The sequence below is a fragment of the Pseudomonas sp. HLS-6 TE3448 genome, assembly GCF_053629555.1.
This window is the reverse complement of the sequence record NZ_JBRJIO010000001.1, coordinates 3008131-3021676: the sequence shown is the minus strand read 5'-3', so window position 1 is coordinate 3021676 and position 13546 is coordinate 3008131. Positions and strand designations below refer to the sequence as shown.

Sequence of the window (13546 nt, the reverse complement as noted above, 5' to 3'; positions counted from 1 at the left end):
CTTGATGGATATCGGGATGATTCGTGGCCTGGGCACCGTCGTGGTGATGGTGGCCTTCATTGGCCTGGCGTTGTGGGTATTCAGTTCTCGACGCAAGTCTGAGTTCGACGAAGCGACCTTGCTGCCTTTCGCGGATGATCCCGAGGCCATCAAGCACGTCGAGCAAGCGCAAGCGAGAGCTTCTAGGAGTAACAACGAATGACTACCTTCTGGAGTCTGTACGTCACCGTTTTGAGTCTGGGCACCATCTTCGCCCTGACCTGGCTGCTGCTGTCCACCCGCAAGGGCCAGCGCAGCGAAGCCACCGATGAAACCGTGGGCCACTCCTTCGATGGTATCGAGGAGTACGACAACCCACTGCCGAAATGGTGGTTCATGCTGTTCGTCGGCACCATCATCTTTGCCCTGGGCTACCTGGTGCTGTACCCAGGCCTGGGCAACTGGAAAGGCATGTTGCCAGGTTATCAGTACCTGGATAACGACAAGAAAACCGAGTTCGCCAACGGCCAGCCTGGCTGGACCGGCGTTCACGAGTGGGAAAAGGAAATGGCGCGTTCGGAAGCCAAGTTTGGGCCGATCTTCGCCAAATTTGCTGCCATGCCGATTGAGGAAGTCGCCAAGGACCCACAAGCACTGAAAATGGGTGGCCGCCTGTTCGCCTCCAACTGCTCGGTGTGCCACGGTTCCGACGCCAAGGGCTCCTACGGTTTCCCGAACCTGACCGACAACGACTGGCGCTGGGGCGGCGAGCCGGAAACCATCAAGACCACCATCATGGCCGGTCGTCATGGTGTGATGCCGGCCTGGGCTGAAGTGATTGGCGAACAAGGCGTAGCCGACGTGGCGGCCTTTGTCCTGACCAACCTCGATGGCCGCACCCTGCCAGAAGGCGCGAAAGCCGATCCGGCCAATGGCCAGAAGCTCTTCGCTGCCAACTGCGTGGCCTGCCACGGGCCTGAAGGCAAAGGTACCCCGGCCATGGGCGCACCGAACCTGACTCACCCACAGGCGTTCATCTACGGTTCGAGCTTTGCTCAACTGCAGCAGACCATCCGTTATGGCCGTCAGGGCCAGATGCCTGCCCAGCAGGACCTGCAGGGTAACGACAAGGTTCACCTGCTGGCAGCCTACGTCTACAGCCTGTCGCACCAAGCCGACAAGGCGACCGACGCGAAGTAATTCGATCGGCTGAAAAAAGCCCCGCCAGCCTGCGCTGGCGGGGCTTTTTTACACCCATGAGGCGTGACGGATTGTGCGATCACCGGCTTCGTGACCTGCGTCAATTGACACATGCCATTACACTATCGCAAAGCTTTACCCAACGCGGCCAAAAGTCGCACCCCTCCCCCGTAATGCCAGTACAGGCGTATCATGCGCCCTAGAGCATCAAGCTTTTGACTGCGGCCTGCATGTACGGGTCGTGGCACTTTTCCACTGCCGTGGGACTCAATGATGAGCAACCAGATTCCGGTACACGACGTCACACCGCCTGCCAAGAAAGCCGACAACAGCGTCGACCTCTATGCCTCTCGTGACAAAATCTATACCCGCGCTTTCACCGGCCTGTTCCGCAACCTGCGGATGGTTGGCGGCGCAGTCCTGTTCGTGCTCTATTTCGGCACCGTCTGGCTGAACTGGGGCAACCACCAGGCCGTCTGGTGGAACCTGCCCGAGCGCAAGTTCTACATCTTTGGCGCGACCATCTGGCCGCAGGATTTCATCCTGCTTTCTGGCCTGTTGATCGTGGCGGCCTTCGGCCTGTTCTTCATCACCGTCTTCGCCGGCCGGGTGTGGTGTGGCTACACCTGCCCGCAAAGCGTCTGGACCTGGGTCTTCATGTGGTGCGAAAAGGTCACCGAAGGCGACCGCAACCAGCGGATGAAACTCGACAAGGCCCCGATGAACGGCAACAAATTCCTGCGCAAACTGGCCAAACACAGCCTGTGGCTGCTGATCGGTTTTGTCACCGGGATGACCTTCGTCGGCTACTTCTCGCCGATCCGCGAGCTGGTGGTAGAGTTTTTCACCGGCCAGGCCGATGGCTGGGCCTACTTCTGGGTGGGTTTCTTTACCCTGGCCACCTACGGCAACGCCGGCTGGCTGCGCGAGCAGGTGTGCATCTACATGTGCCCGTACGCCCGCTTCCAGAGCGTCATGTTCGACAAGGACACCCTGATCGTCTCCTACGACCCGCGCCGGGGCGAAACCCGTGGCCCGCGTAAAAAGGATATCGACTACAAGGCCAAAGGCCTGGGTGACTGCATCGACTGCACCATGTGCGTTCAAGTGTGCCCGACCGGCATTGATATCCGTGACGGCCTGCAGATCGAGTGCATCGGCTGTGCCGCCTGTATCGACGCCTGCGACACCATCATGGACAAGATGAACTACCCACGCGGGCTGATCAGCTACACCACCGAGCACAACCTGTCGGGGCAGAAAACCCACATGGTGCGCCCACGCCTGATCGGCTACGCCATTGTGCTGTTGACCATGATAGGCCTGCTGACCAGCGCCTTCGTCATGCGTTCGCTGGTTGGCTTCGACGTCAGCAAAGACCGCGTCCTGTACCGTGAAAACGCCCAGGGCCGGATCGAAAACGTCTACAGCCTGAAAGTCATGAACAAGGACCAGCGCGATCACGTGTACGTGCTCGATGCCGCCGGCCTGCCAGGCCTCAAGCTTGAAGCCGTGCGTGAAGTCAGCGTCGCTGCCGGCGATATCGTCAGCCTGCCCGTGCAACTGTCGATGGCACCGGAACAACTGCCCTCGACCACCAACGAAGTCACCTTCATCCTGCGCGACGCCGATGACAGCAACGTCCAGGTTGAAGCCAAGAGCCGATTCATCGGCCCGCAAATTCGATAAGAGAGTCTGCCAATGCGTTCAGCAACTGCCGCAAGCCCCTGGTACAAGCACCTCTGGCCCTGGATCATCATTGGCATCCTGGCCACATCGGTGACCCTCAGCCTGACCATGGTTGGCATCGCGGTAAACAACCCGGACAACCTGGTCAACGACAACTACTACGAGGCCGGCAAAGGCATCAACCGCTCACTCGACCGCGAGTTGCTGGCGCAGACGCTCAAGCTCAAGGCCAGCGTGCACCTGGACGAGCTCACCGGCGAAGTCGACCTGCGCCTGCAGGGCGACAGCCAGCCGCAACGCCTGCAGTTGAACCTGATCTCGCCAACGCAGCCCGAGAAAGACCGCAAGATTGAACTGGTACGCAGTGAAAGCGAACCCGGCCGCTACCTTGGCCAGCTCAATGACAAGGTAGAAGGTCGGCGTTTCGTGGAATTGCTGGGCAGCCAGGACGAGCACGTCTGGCGCCTGTTCGAGGAAGAGCAGGTCGGCCACGACAAAACCCTGGTACTGGGCGATGAAGCCCTTCAGGGCGCCGAACACCTGGAACAATGAGTTTCGCCATCATCGCTGGCACGCTCGGCCCCTGCGGGGGCCGGCCGTGCCCGTCCTGAACTGCCTGCGATAGACACCATGACCAGCCCCACCCCCTGCTACCACTGCGCCCTGCCCGTCCCTGGCGGCAGCCACTTCACCGCTGTGGTACTGGGTGAACCGCGCCAGTTCTGCTGCCCGGGCTGCCAGGCAGTCGCCGAAGCCATCGTCGCCGGCAACCTGGAAAGCTACTACCAGCACCGCAGCGAAGCCAGCGCCAACCCTGATGCACTGCCCCTGCAACTGGTCGATGAACTGGCCCTGTACGACCGTCCCGACGTCCAGAAACCATTCGTGCGCCACACCGGCGAACAGGCCGAGACCACCCTGCTGATCGAGGGCATCAGTTGCGCCGCCTGTGGCTGGCTGATCGAAAAGCACCTGCGCAACCTGCCCGGCGTGGCCGAGGCCCGGCTGAACCTGTCGAACCACCGCCTGCAAGTGCACTGGAGCGACAGCCAACTCCCCCTGTCAAAACTGCTCGCCGAACTGCGCCAGATCGGCTACGCCGCGCACCCCTACCAGGCCGACCGCGCCGCCGAGCAACTGGCCAATGAAAACCGTACAGCCCTGCGCCAACTGGGCGTTGCCGGGCTGCTGTGGTTCCAGGCGATGATGGCAACCATGGCCACCTGGCCGGAGTTCAACATTGACCTCAGCCCGGAACTGCACACCATCCTGCGTTGGGTGGCGATGTTCCTGACCACCCCGATTGTCTTCTACAGCTGTGCGCCGTTCTTCCGCGGCGCCGCCCGTGATCTACGTACACGCCACCTGACCATGGACGTCTCGGTGTCACTGGCCATTGGCCTGGCCTACGGCGCCGGTATCTGGACGGCCATCACCGGCAGCGGCGAGCTGTACTTCGACGCGGTCGGCATGTTCGCCCTGTTCCTGCTGGCCGGCCGCTATCTGGAGCGACGGGCCCGCGAACGAACCGCAGCGGCTACCGCACAACTGGTCAACCTGCTCCCGGCTTCCTGCCTGCGCCTGGATACACAGGGCAACAGTGAGCGCATCCTGCTCAGCGAACTGCACGTGGGTGACCGCGTGCTGGTCCACCCGGGCGCCGTGCTGCCCGCCGATGGGCGCATCCTTGACGGCCAGTCCAGCGTCGATGAATCGCTGCTCACCGGCGAGTACCTGCCACAACCGCGCCAACCCGGCGATGCCGTGACCGCCGGCACCCTGAACGTGGAGAGCGTACTCACCGTCGAGGTGCAGGCACTGGGCCATGACACCCGGCTGTCTGCCATTGTCCGCCTGCTGGAGCGGGCACAGTCGGAGAAGCCCCGGCTGGCGGTAATCGCCGACCGCGCCTCACAGTGGTTCCTGCTGTTCACCCTGATCGCTTCGGTTGCAATCGGCCTGCTCTGGTGGCAACTGGATGCCGACCGGGCCTTCTGGATCGTGCTGGCCATGCTGGTTGCCACCTGCCCGTGCGCCCTGTCGCTGGCCACACCCACGGCACTCACCGCCGCCACCGGCACCCTGCACAAGCTGGGCCTGCTGCTCACCCGCGGCCATGTGCTGGAAGGCCTGAACCAGATCGACACGGTGATCTTCGACAAGACCGGCACCCTGACCGAAGGCCGCCTGACCCTGCGCAGCATTCGCCCACTTGGCAACGCCGATGCCGATCACTGCCTGAAACTGGCCGCCGCCCTCGAAAACCGCTCCGAGCACCCGATTGCCCGCGCCTTCGGTCGCGTCCAACACGTCGCTGACGAAGTCCAGGCCTCACCCGGCCTCGGCCTTGAGGGCCAGGTTGACGGGCAGCGGCTGCGCATCGGTCAGCCCGCCTTTGTTTGCGCTCTCAGCGGCAGTACCGTGCCGTCGATGCCCAATGAGGCCGGGCAATGGCTACTGCTCGGCGACACCGAGGGCCCGCTGGCCTGGTTTGGCCTGGACGACCGCCTGCGCCATGACGCCAGCGACCTGGTGGCGGCGTGCAAGGCCCGAGGCTGGAAAACCCTGCTGCTCTCCGGGGACAGCTCCCCCATGGTCGCCAGCGTCGCGGCAGAACTGAACATCGACCTGGCCATCGGCGGCCTGCGCCCGGACGACAAACTGGAGAAACTCAAGGCATTGCAACGCGAGGGGCACAAGGTGCTGATGCTCGGCGACGGCGTCAACGACGTGCCGGTACTGGCAGCCGCCGACATCAGCATTGCCATGGGCTCCGCCACCGACCTGGCCAAGACCAGCGCCGATGCCGTGTTGCTGTCCAATCGGCTGGACGCACTGGTGCATGCCTTCGCCCTGGCCCGGCGCACCCGCCGTATTATTATCGAGAACCTGCTCTGGGCAAGCCTGTACAATGGCCTGATGCTGCCGTTCGCGGCACTGGGCTGGATCACACCGGTCTGGGCGGCGGTCGGCATGTCGATCAGCTCATTGATCGTGGTGCTCAACGCACTGCGCTTGACCCGCGTCGCCGGTGATTCGGCCCAGGCCGCGCCTGCCACCTCTCGCCCCGCGACGGCCTGACCAGGAGATTTCCATGCCCGCGCTCTATGTCATGATTCCTGCTGCGCTGCTGATCGTTGCCATTGCCGTGTACATTTTTTTCTGGGCGGTCGACAGCGGCCAGTATGACGACCTCGAAGGCCCGGCCCATAGCATCCTGTTCGACGACCAGGACCCAAAACACCAGGCGGCCGTAGACACCACGCAAGCGGCTCAAAAAACCGCCAGCCCCGACGACGAAGGCGCCCCACCCCGTGGCTGACCTGCTGCCCCTGCTGAGTTCGGCGCTGATTCTGGGTTTGCTCGGCGGCGGCCATTGCCTGGGCATGTGCGGTGGCCTGATGGGCGCCCTGACCCTGGCGATCCCGCAGGAGCAACGCAGCCGTCGCCTGCGCCTGCTGCTGGCCTACAACCTGGGCCGCATCCTCAGTTATGCCACCGCCGGTCTGCTGCTCGGCCTGGCAGGCTGGGCACTGGGCAATAGCCCGCTCGCCACCGGCATGCGCGTCGTGGCAGCACTGCTGCTGATTGCCATGGGCTTGTACCTGGCGGGCTGGTGGAGCGGCCTCACCCGTATCGAAGGCCTTGGCCGTGGCCTGTGGCGGCATATCCAGCCGATTGCCAACCGCCTGCTGCCAGTGTCCAGCGCGCCACGCGCCGTGCTGCTCGGCGCGCTTTGGGGCTGGCTGCCGTGCGGCCTGGTCTACAGCACCCTGCTGTGGGCCGCCAGCCAAGGCAATGCCCTCGACAGCGCCCTGCTGATGCTCGCCTTCGGCCTCGGCACCTGGCCGGTCCTGCTTGCCACCGGCCTTGCCGCTGAACGCACCCGCGCGGTACTGCGTAAACGGGGCGTGCGCATCGCGGGCGGCCTGCTGGTGATCCTCTTCGGCCTCTGGACCCTGCCCGGCCCGCACCAGCATTGGCTGATGGGCCACTGAAGCGGCGTTGATGCAAATCAACACCCCGTTGCGAATCGCTCCCTAGACTTCAGACATTGCCGCATCTCTAGGGACTGCCTCCATGCTCGACGTACTTCGTTGGGACTCTGACCTGATTCGCCGTTACGATCTGGCAGGCCCACGCTACACCTCCTACCCAACTGCCGTGCAACTGCACAGCCAGGTGGGCGCCTTCGACCTGCTGCACGCCCTGCGTGACAGCCGTCGAGCGGTGCGCCCGCTGTCGCTGTATGTGCATGTGCCCTTCTGCGCCAATATTTGCTACTACTGCGCCTGCAACAAAGTCATCACCAAAGACCGTGGTCGCGCCCAGCCCTACCTGCAGCGCCTGGAGCAGGAAATCCAGCTGATTGCCTGCCACCTCGACCCTAACCAACAGGTCGAGCAGTTGCACCTGGGAGGCGGTACTCCCACCTTCCTCAGCCACGAAGAACTGCGCCAGCTCATGGCTCACCTGCGCAAGCACTTCAACTTGCTGGACGACGACTCCGGCGACTACGGCATCGAAATCGACCCGCGCGAAGCCGACTGGTCGACCATGGGCCTGCTGCGCGAACTGGGCTTTAACCGCGTCAGCCTTGGCGTACAAGACCTCGACCCGCAAGTACAGCGGGCCATCAACCGCCTGCAAAGCCTGGAGCAGACCCGTGCGATCATGGAGGCCGCACGCACCCTGCAGTTCCGTTCAGTCAACCTCGACCTGATCTATGGCCTGCCCAAGCAGACCCCGGAGGGTTTTGCCCGCACGGTCGAGGAAGTGATCAAACTGCAACCAGACCGGCTCTCGGTGTTCAACTACGCACACCTGCCCGAGCGCTTCATGCCGCAACGGCGGATCGACGCCAACGACCTCCCGGCCCCTGCGGCCAAACTAGAGATGCTGCACAACACCATCGAACAGCTCACCGCTGCCGGCTACCGCTACATTGGCATGGACCACTTCGCCCTGCCGGACGACGAACTGGCCATCGCCCAGGAAGAGTCGACCTTGCAGCGCAACTTCCAGGGTTACACCACCCACGGGCACTGCGACCTGATTGGCCTGGGTGTTTCGGCGATCAGCCAGATCGGCGACCTGTACTGCCAGAACAGCAGCGACCTGAACGAATACCAGAACAGCCTGACCCTGTCACAACTGGCCACCAGCCGCGGGCTGATCTGCAACCAGGACGACCGCGTGCGCCGCGCCGTGATCCAGCAGTTGATCTGCCATTTCGAGCTGAAGTTCGAGACCATCGAACAAGCATTCACCCTCGACTTTCGCGGCTACTTCAAGGACCAATGGCCAGCACTGGAAGGCATGGCCAAGGACGGCCTGATCAGCCTCGACGCCCAAGGCATCACGGTACTGCCAGCGGGCCGCTTGCTGGTGCGCTCGGTGTGCATGGTCTTCGACGCCTACCTGGACCTGCACAACCGCCAGCGTTTCTCGCGGGTCATTTGACGATGAGTGGCCACAGACACCGATCAACAGCCTGTATAGCGCGCTGGCTTCAGGGAATTTGCTGAGTTACCCTTATGGCTTATGTGTGCTTTACCACAAGGACTGATGAAATGTCTGAGCCAGTTAAACAACGCGCTCACAACCAAGCCCATTGCAAGGATTGCAGCCTGGCGCCCCTGTGTCTCCCCCTGTCACTCAACATGGAAGACATGGACGCACTGGACGACATCGTCAAACGCGGGCGTCCGTTGAAGAAAGGCGAGTTTCTGTTTCGACAGGGCGAAAACTTCGGCTCGGTCTATGCCGTACGCTCAGGCGCACTGAAGACCTTCAGCCTGAGCGACAGCGGCGAAGAACAGATCACCGGCTTCCACCTCCCCAGTGAGCTGGTCGGGCTTTCCGGCATGGACACCGAGGCCTATCCGGTATCAGCCCAGGCCCAGGAAACCACATCGGTGTGCGAGATTCCCTTTGAGCGCCTGGACGAACTCTCGGTACAACTGCCGCAATTGCGTCGCCAGTTGATGCGCGTCATGAGCCGGGAAATCCGTGACGACCAGCAAATGATGCTGCTGCTGTCGAAGAAAACCGCCGACGAGCGTATCGCCACTTTTCTGGTCAACCTGTCGGCGCGCTTCCGTGCTCGCGGCTACTCGGCCAACCAGTTCCGCCTGAGCATGTCGCGCAACGAAATCGGCAACTACCTGGGCCTGGCGGTGGAAACCGTGTCCCGGGTGTTTACCCGCTTCCAGCAGAACGGCCTGATCGAAGCCGAAGGCAAGGAAGTGCGCATCGTGGACCCGATCCAGCTGTGTGCACTGGCGGGCGGCGCCCTGGAAGGCTGAACACCGCGTATAAGCGGGTATACTGATGGGCATTTGTTCCTCAGGATACCCGCACCATGCCCAGCGACACTTTCAACCTCAAGGCCTTGATCCGCCCGGTAATGGACTTCCCCAAGCCCGGCGTCGTGTTTCGCGACATCACCCCGCTGTTTCAATCGCCCCGAGGCCTGCGCCATGTCGCCGACGCCTTTATCGAACGCTACGTCGAAGCTGAGTTCAGCCATATCGGCGCCATGGATGCGCGTGGCTTTCTGATCGGCGCGATCATTGCCCACCAGTTGAACAAACCGCTGATCCTGTTCCGCAAACAAGGCAAACTGCCTGCGGATGTGCTGACCGAAGGCTACCAGACCGAATACGGCGAAGCCTTTCTGGAAGTGCATGCCGACAGCCTGTGCGAAGGTGACTCGGTACTGATCTTCGACGACCTGATCGCCACGGGTGGCACGCTGCTGGCCGCGGCCAACCTGATACGCCGCACCGGCGCCCAGGTGTTTGAAGCCGCAGCGATCATTGACCTGCCCGAACTGGGCGGCTCACAGCGCCTGCAAGCGGCGGGCATTCCGACGTTCTGCCTGACCACCTTCTCCCTGAGCGAACAGTAGCCCCGCACCCTCGCAGGCAAGCCTGTTGCCACAGGAGCCCGGGCAGCAGGCTGCCTGCGATACCTTTTCCAGACACATCCAGTGCCATTGATATAACCCCCGTATCCCATCGTCCATCTACTTTGAATCATGAATTCCAAGGAGACAGACATGGACCGTCCAAGCGCCCATCGCCTTCGTCGGGGCAGGTTTTCCGAACCTGGCAGGCTGTATCTGTTGACCAGCGTCACAGAGCATCGAACACCTATCCTCACAGACCTGAGGCTCGCACGACTGTTGGTCGCTGAGTTCCGCCATGCACAACAGGCAAGCACTGCGCGATCACTCGCCTGGGTGGTAATGCCCGATCACTTCCATTGGCTGATGGAACTGCGACAGACAACCTTGAGCAGTGTGATGCGGCAGCTCAAATCGCGAAGCACCTGCACAATAAACAAGGCCTGCCTACGTTCGGGCCGGCTATGGCAAGCAGGCGTCCATGACCGCGCGTTACGCCACGAAGAAGATGTTCGGGCCATTGCCCGCTATATCATCGCCAACCCACTGCGCGCCGGGCTGGTTCAAAAAATTGGCGACTACCCTCACTGGGATGCCGTCTGGCTCTGAACCACTGAATGCCTGTGATGGCCTCGGCGCGGTGCCAGTGAGTGCGCGGCGTCTGCATCGCGGGCAAGACCCGCTCCTACAGCTGGCGCGGGGCCTGTTGGAGCTGGCTTGCCTGCGATGGCCTCGGCGCGGTGCCAGCGAGTGCGCGGCGTCTGCATCGCGGGCAAGCCCGGCCCCTACAGGCTGCGCGGGCTCTGTTGGAGCTGGCTTGCCTGCGATGGCCTCGGTGGGGTGTCCGTGAGTTCGCGGCGTCTGCATCGCGGGCAAGCCCGGCCCCTACAGGCTGCGCGGGCTCTGTTGGAGCTGGCTTGCCTGCGATGGCCTCGGCGCGGTGCCAGCGAGTGCGCGGCGTCTGCATCGCGGGCAAGACCCAATCCCACAGCTGGCGCAGGCCCTGTTGGAGCTGGCTTGCCTGCGATAGCCTCGGCGCGGTGCCAGCGAGTTCGCGGCGCCTGCATCGCGGGCAAGCCCGGCTCCTACAGGCTGGCGCAAGGCCTGTTGGAGCTGGCTTGCCTGCGATGGCGTCGGCGCGGTGCCAGTGAGTGCGCGGTGTCTGCATCGCGGGCAATCCCCGCTCCTACAGGTTGCGCGGGCTCCGTTGGAGCTGGCTTGCCTGCGATGGCCTCGGTGGGGTGCCAGTGGGTGCGCGGCGTCTGCATCGCGGGCAAGCCCGGCTCCTACAGCGCGAGATCTGTTGGAGCTGGCTTGCCTGCGATGGCGTCGGCGCGGTGTCCGCGAGTTCGCGGCGCCTGCATCGCGGGCAAGCCCGGTTCCTGTTGGAGCTGGCTTGCCTGCGATGGCCTCGGTGGGGTATCCGCGAGTTCGCGGCGTCTGCATCGCGGGCAAGCCCGGTTCCTGTTGGAGCTGGCTTGCCTGCGATGGCCTCGGTGGGGTGCCAGTGAGTTCGCGGCGTTTGCATCGCGGGCAAGCCCGGCTCCTACAGGTTGCACTTTCTGTTGGAGCTGGCTTGCCTGCGATGGCCTCGGCGCGGTGCTCGTGAGTTCACGGCGTCTGCATCGCGGGCAAGCCCGGCTCCCACAGCTGGCGCGGGGCCTGTTGGAGCTGGCTTGCCTGCGATAGCGTCGGTGGGGTGCCAGTGAGTGCGCGGTGTCTGCATCGCGGGCAAGACCCGCTCCTACATCTGGCGCGGGCTCTGTTGGAGCTGGCTTGCCTGCGATAGCGTCGGCGCGGTGCCAGCGAGTGCGCGGCGTCTGCATCGCGGGCAAGCCCGGCTCCTACAGCTGGCGCAGGCCCTGTTGGAGCTGGCTTGCCTGCGATGGCGTCGGTGGGGTGCCCGTGAGTGCGCGGCGTTTGCATCGCGGGCAAGACCCGCTCCTACAGCGCGGGCCCTGTTGGAGCTGGCTTGCCTGCGATGGCCTCGGCGCGGTGCCCGTGAGTGCGCGGCGTTTGCATCGCGGGCAAGACCCGCTCCTACAGCGCGAGCCGTGTTGGAGCTGGCTTGCCTGCGATGGCCTCGGTGGGGTGCCAGCGAGTTCGCGGCGTCTGTATCGCGGGCAAGACCCAATCCCACAGCTGGCGCGGGCTCTGTTGGAGCAGGCTTGCCTGCGATGGCGTCGGTGAGGTACCAGTGAGTGCGCGGCGTCCGTATCGCGGGCAAGCCCGGCTCCTACAGGTTGCGCGGGCCCTGTTGGAGCTGGCTTGCCTGCGATGGCGTCGGTGGGGTACCAGTGAGTGCGATGCTTTTCGTACAGCGACTATAGCGAGATTGGTTTACGCCCGGCGAACGAATGCGCCAAGGTACCGCCGTCGACCAGTTCCAGCTCACCACCCAGCGGCACGCCATGGGCAATGCGCGATGCGACGACGCCTTTGTCAGCCAGCAACTGGGCGATGTAATGAGCAGTCGCCTCCCCTTCCACCGTCGGGTTGGTGGCCAGGATCACTTCACGCACGCTGCTCTGCTCGGCAATGCGGGCCATCAACTGCGGGATGCCGATAGCCTCAGGGCCCAAACCGTCGAGCGGCGACAAATGGCCCTTGAGCACAAAGTAACGCCCCCGATAACCGGTCTGCTCCACCGCATACACGTCCATCGGCCCTTCAACCACACACAGCAGGCTGTCGTCACGACGCGGGTCGGCACATTGTGGGCAGAGCTCTTGCTCGGTCAGGGTTCGGCATTGGCGGCAATGCCCAACCCCATCCATGGCCTGGCTTAGTGCCAGCGCCAGGCGCGCACCGCCACTGCGGTCACGCTCCAGCAAGTGCAGCGCCATACGCTGCGCCGTTTTCTGACCGACACCCGGCAAGGTACGCAAGGCGTCGATCAACTGTCGGATGAGTGGGCTGAAGCTCATGGGAAAAGGCCTGAACGCGACTAAACGCGGTTTATACCCGGCTGCCGGGGTGGCGTCAAATCCACGGCAACGCCCCCCGCCACCCTGCCCAAGGGTTACTTAGCGTTCGATTTCGGTCTTTTTCTCGCCTTCGATCAGGTCGAAGGCATAGCTGCGCCCGCCGGTTTTATCGAACTCAAGCACAGCCCCTGGCAGCAAACGGTGCACAACAGCCGAGGCGCAGTTCTTGCCCTTGCTTTCGCAGGCACGGAAACGGTCCAGTTCCACGGTCGCGTTACCATTGTTACGCACCACCAGCTTGCCCTGGCGCTCATCTATATCGACCTTGAACTGGGTGTTCGTTGGGCGCACGTAGAACAGCGAACCGAAACCCGCCATGACCTGCACACCGGCTTCCAGGCTGTCCTTGTAGTCCTTGGCACCGTCGGCATTCACCTCAAAGCCATCACCAACCTCAGGCACCACGGGGTTGAAGCGCAGACGGTAGTAACGCTCGCGGTCGCGCTCACCTCGGTACAACAAACGCACCGACTGCATGCCAGAGGCAGGGATAATCAACCGAGCGGGGCTTACCACCAGTGAGCGGCTGGCACTGTCCTGGCCATCGAGGGACACTTCACGGAACTTGCCGTCCGGCCCACGCACCAGTTCCCAGACGCTGACCTTGACGAACGCCGTTGAGGTGCCGCCATTGTAGATACGCTTGACCTGAGTGGTCTTGGAGGCATCGAGATAATCGTTCAGGGCGCCGATGTTCAGGCGTGGCATCGCCTGGGCAGCCCAGGGTTGCAACAACAGCGCAGCGGCAATGATCAGTAGTTTTTTCATGGCATAAACCCTT

General features: G+C 63.1%; 13 protein-coding genes. 11 read left to right on the top strand and 2 right to left on the bottom strand.

The features are described 5' to 3' along the window. Positions 1-4 precede the first annotated feature (4 nt). The 11 genes from AB7M23_RS13980 to AB7M23_RS13930 all read left to right on the top strand — a co-directional run bounded on the left by AB7M23_RS13980 (position 5) and on the right by AB7M23_RS13930 (position 10387). Positions 5-202: a CcoQ/FixQ family Cbb3-type cytochrome c oxidase assembly chaperone gene (locus AB7M23_RS13980; protein WP_065761563.1), complete on the top strand. Its 198-nt coding sequence runs from the start codon at positions 5-7 to the stop codon at positions 200-202. Then, positions 199-1179: a cytochrome-c oxidase, cbb3-type subunit III gene (gene ccoP / locus AB7M23_RS13975; RefSeq protein WP_454241091.1), complete on the top strand. Its 981-nt coding sequence runs from the start codon at positions 199-201 to the stop codon at positions 1177-1179. Before AB7M23_RS13980 ends, ccoP begins: the two co-directional genes overlap by 4 nt. A 273-nt stretch (positions 1180-1452) precedes the next feature. Then, positions 1453-2868 carry a cytochrome c oxidase accessory protein CcoG gene (gene ccoG / locus AB7M23_RS13970; RefSeq protein WP_454241090.1) on the top strand — a complete coding sequence of 472 codons (1416 nt, stop codon included), beginning with the start codon at positions 1453-1455 and terminating at the stop codon, positions 2866-2868. Between the two features lie 12 nt (positions 2869-2880). Then, entirely contained in the window at positions 2881-3420 is a 540-nt protein-coding gene (locus tag AB7M23_RS13965) for a FixH family protein (protein ID WP_099773978.1), read from the top strand. A 78-nt stretch (positions 3421-3498) separates the two neighbouring features. Continuing rightward, positions 3499-5949, top strand: a complete 2451-nt coding sequence (locus tag AB7M23_RS13960; RefSeq protein WP_454241089.1) for a heavy metal translocating P-type ATPase — start codon at positions 3499-3501, stop codon at positions 5947-5949. Between the two features lie 13 nt (positions 5950-5962). Beyond that, on the top strand, positions 5963-6190 hold the full coding sequence (gene ccoS / locus AB7M23_RS13955; RefSeq protein WP_065761558.1) for a cbb3-type cytochrome oxidase assembly protein CcoS: 228 nt from the start codon (positions 5963-5965) through the stop codon (positions 6188-6190). Continuing rightward, on the top strand, positions 6183-6866 hold the full coding sequence (locus tag AB7M23_RS13950; RefSeq protein WP_330523894.1) for a sulfite exporter TauE/SafE family protein: 684 nt from the start codon (positions 6183-6185) through the stop codon (positions 6864-6866). The genes ccoS and AB7M23_RS13950 overlap by 8 nt, the downstream gene beginning before the upstream one ends. Positions 6867-6948: 82 nt before the next feature. Continuing rightward, a complete protein-coding gene (gene hemN, locus AB7M23_RS13945) occupies positions 6949-8331 on the top strand; it encodes an oxygen-independent coproporphyrinogen III oxidase (protein ID WP_330523893.1) in 1383 nt (460 codons plus the stop codon). Positions 8332-8441: 110 nt separating this feature from the next. Then, positions 8442-9176 carry a Crp/Fnr family transcriptional regulator FnrA gene (gene fnrA / locus AB7M23_RS13940; RefSeq protein ID WP_330523892.1) on the top strand — a complete coding sequence of 245 codons (735 nt, stop codon included), beginning with the start codon at positions 8442-8444 and terminating at the stop codon, positions 9174-9176. A gap of 56 nt (positions 9177-9232) precedes the next feature. Then, a complete protein-coding gene (locus AB7M23_RS13935) occupies positions 9233-9781 on the top strand; it encodes an adenine phosphoribosyltransferase (protein ID WP_065761554.1) in 549 nt (182 codons plus the stop codon). A 150-nt stretch (positions 9782-9931) separates the two neighbouring features. Beyond that, positions 9932-10387, top strand: a complete 456-nt coding sequence (locus AB7M23_RS13930) for an REP-associated tyrosine transposase (protein WP_454241088.1) — start codon at positions 9932-9934, stop codon at positions 10385-10387. 1715 nt (positions 10388-12102) lie between these two features. Here the strand turns inward: AB7M23_RS13930 and recR are convergent. Both recR and AB7M23_RS13920 read right to left on the bottom strand, forming a co-directional pair. Further along, positions 12103-12705: a recombination mediator RecR gene (gene recR, locus AB7M23_RS13925; protein ID WP_065760962.1), complete on the bottom strand. Its 603-nt coding sequence runs from the start codon at positions 12703-12705 to the stop codon at positions 12103-12105. Positions 12706-12804: 99 nt separating this feature from the next. Continuing rightward, a complete protein-coding gene (locus AB7M23_RS13920) occupies positions 12805-13533 on the bottom strand; it encodes a pilus assembly protein (protein WP_065760961.1) in 729 nt (242 codons plus the stop codon). Positions 13534-13546: the final 13 nt, after the last annotated feature.

Coding starts and splice junctions, on each gene's coding strand:
- fnrA (WP_330523892.1), top strand. CDS start 8,442: ATGTCTGAGCCAGTTAAACAACGCGCTCACAACCAAGCCCATTGCAAG.
- AB7M23_RS13935 (WP_065761554.1), top strand. CDS start 9,233: ATGCCCAGCGACACTTTCAACCTCAAGGCCTTGATCCGCCCGGTAATG.
- AB7M23_RS13965 (WP_099773978.1), top strand. CDS start 2,881: ATGCGTTCAGCAACTGCCGCAAGCCCCTGGTACAAGCACCTCTGGCCC.
- hemN (WP_330523893.1), top strand. CDS start 6,949: ATGCTCGACGTACTTCGTTGGGACTCTGACCTGATTCGCCGTTACGAT.
- recR (WP_065760962.1), bottom strand. CDS start 12,705: ATGAGCTTCAGCCCACTCATCCGACAGTTGATCGACGCCTTGCGTACC.
- AB7M23_RS13920 (WP_065760961.1), bottom strand. CDS start 13,533: ATGAAAAAACTACTGATCATTGCCGCTGCGCTGTTGTTGCAACCCTGG.
- AB7M23_RS13980 (WP_065761563.1), top strand. CDS start 5: ATGGATATCGGGATGATTCGTGGCCTGGGCACCGTCGTGGTGATGGTG.
- ccoG (WP_454241090.1), top strand. CDS start 1,453: ATGAGCAACCAGATTCCGGTACACGACGTCACACCGCCTGCCAAGAAA.
- AB7M23_RS13960 (WP_454241089.1), top strand. CDS start 3,499: ATGACCAGCCCCACCCCCTGCTACCACTGCGCCCTGCCCGTCCCTGGC.
- AB7M23_RS13930 (WP_454241088.1), top strand. CDS start 9,932: ATGGACCGTCCAAGCGCCCATCGCCTTCGTCGGGGCAGGTTTTCCGAA.
- ccoS (WP_065761558.1), top strand. CDS start 5,963: ATGCCCGCGCTCTATGTCATGATTCCTGCTGCGCTGCTGATCGTTGCC.
- ccoP (WP_454241091.1), top strand. CDS start 199: ATGACTACCTTCTGGAGTCTGTACGTCACCGTTTTGAGTCTGGGCACC.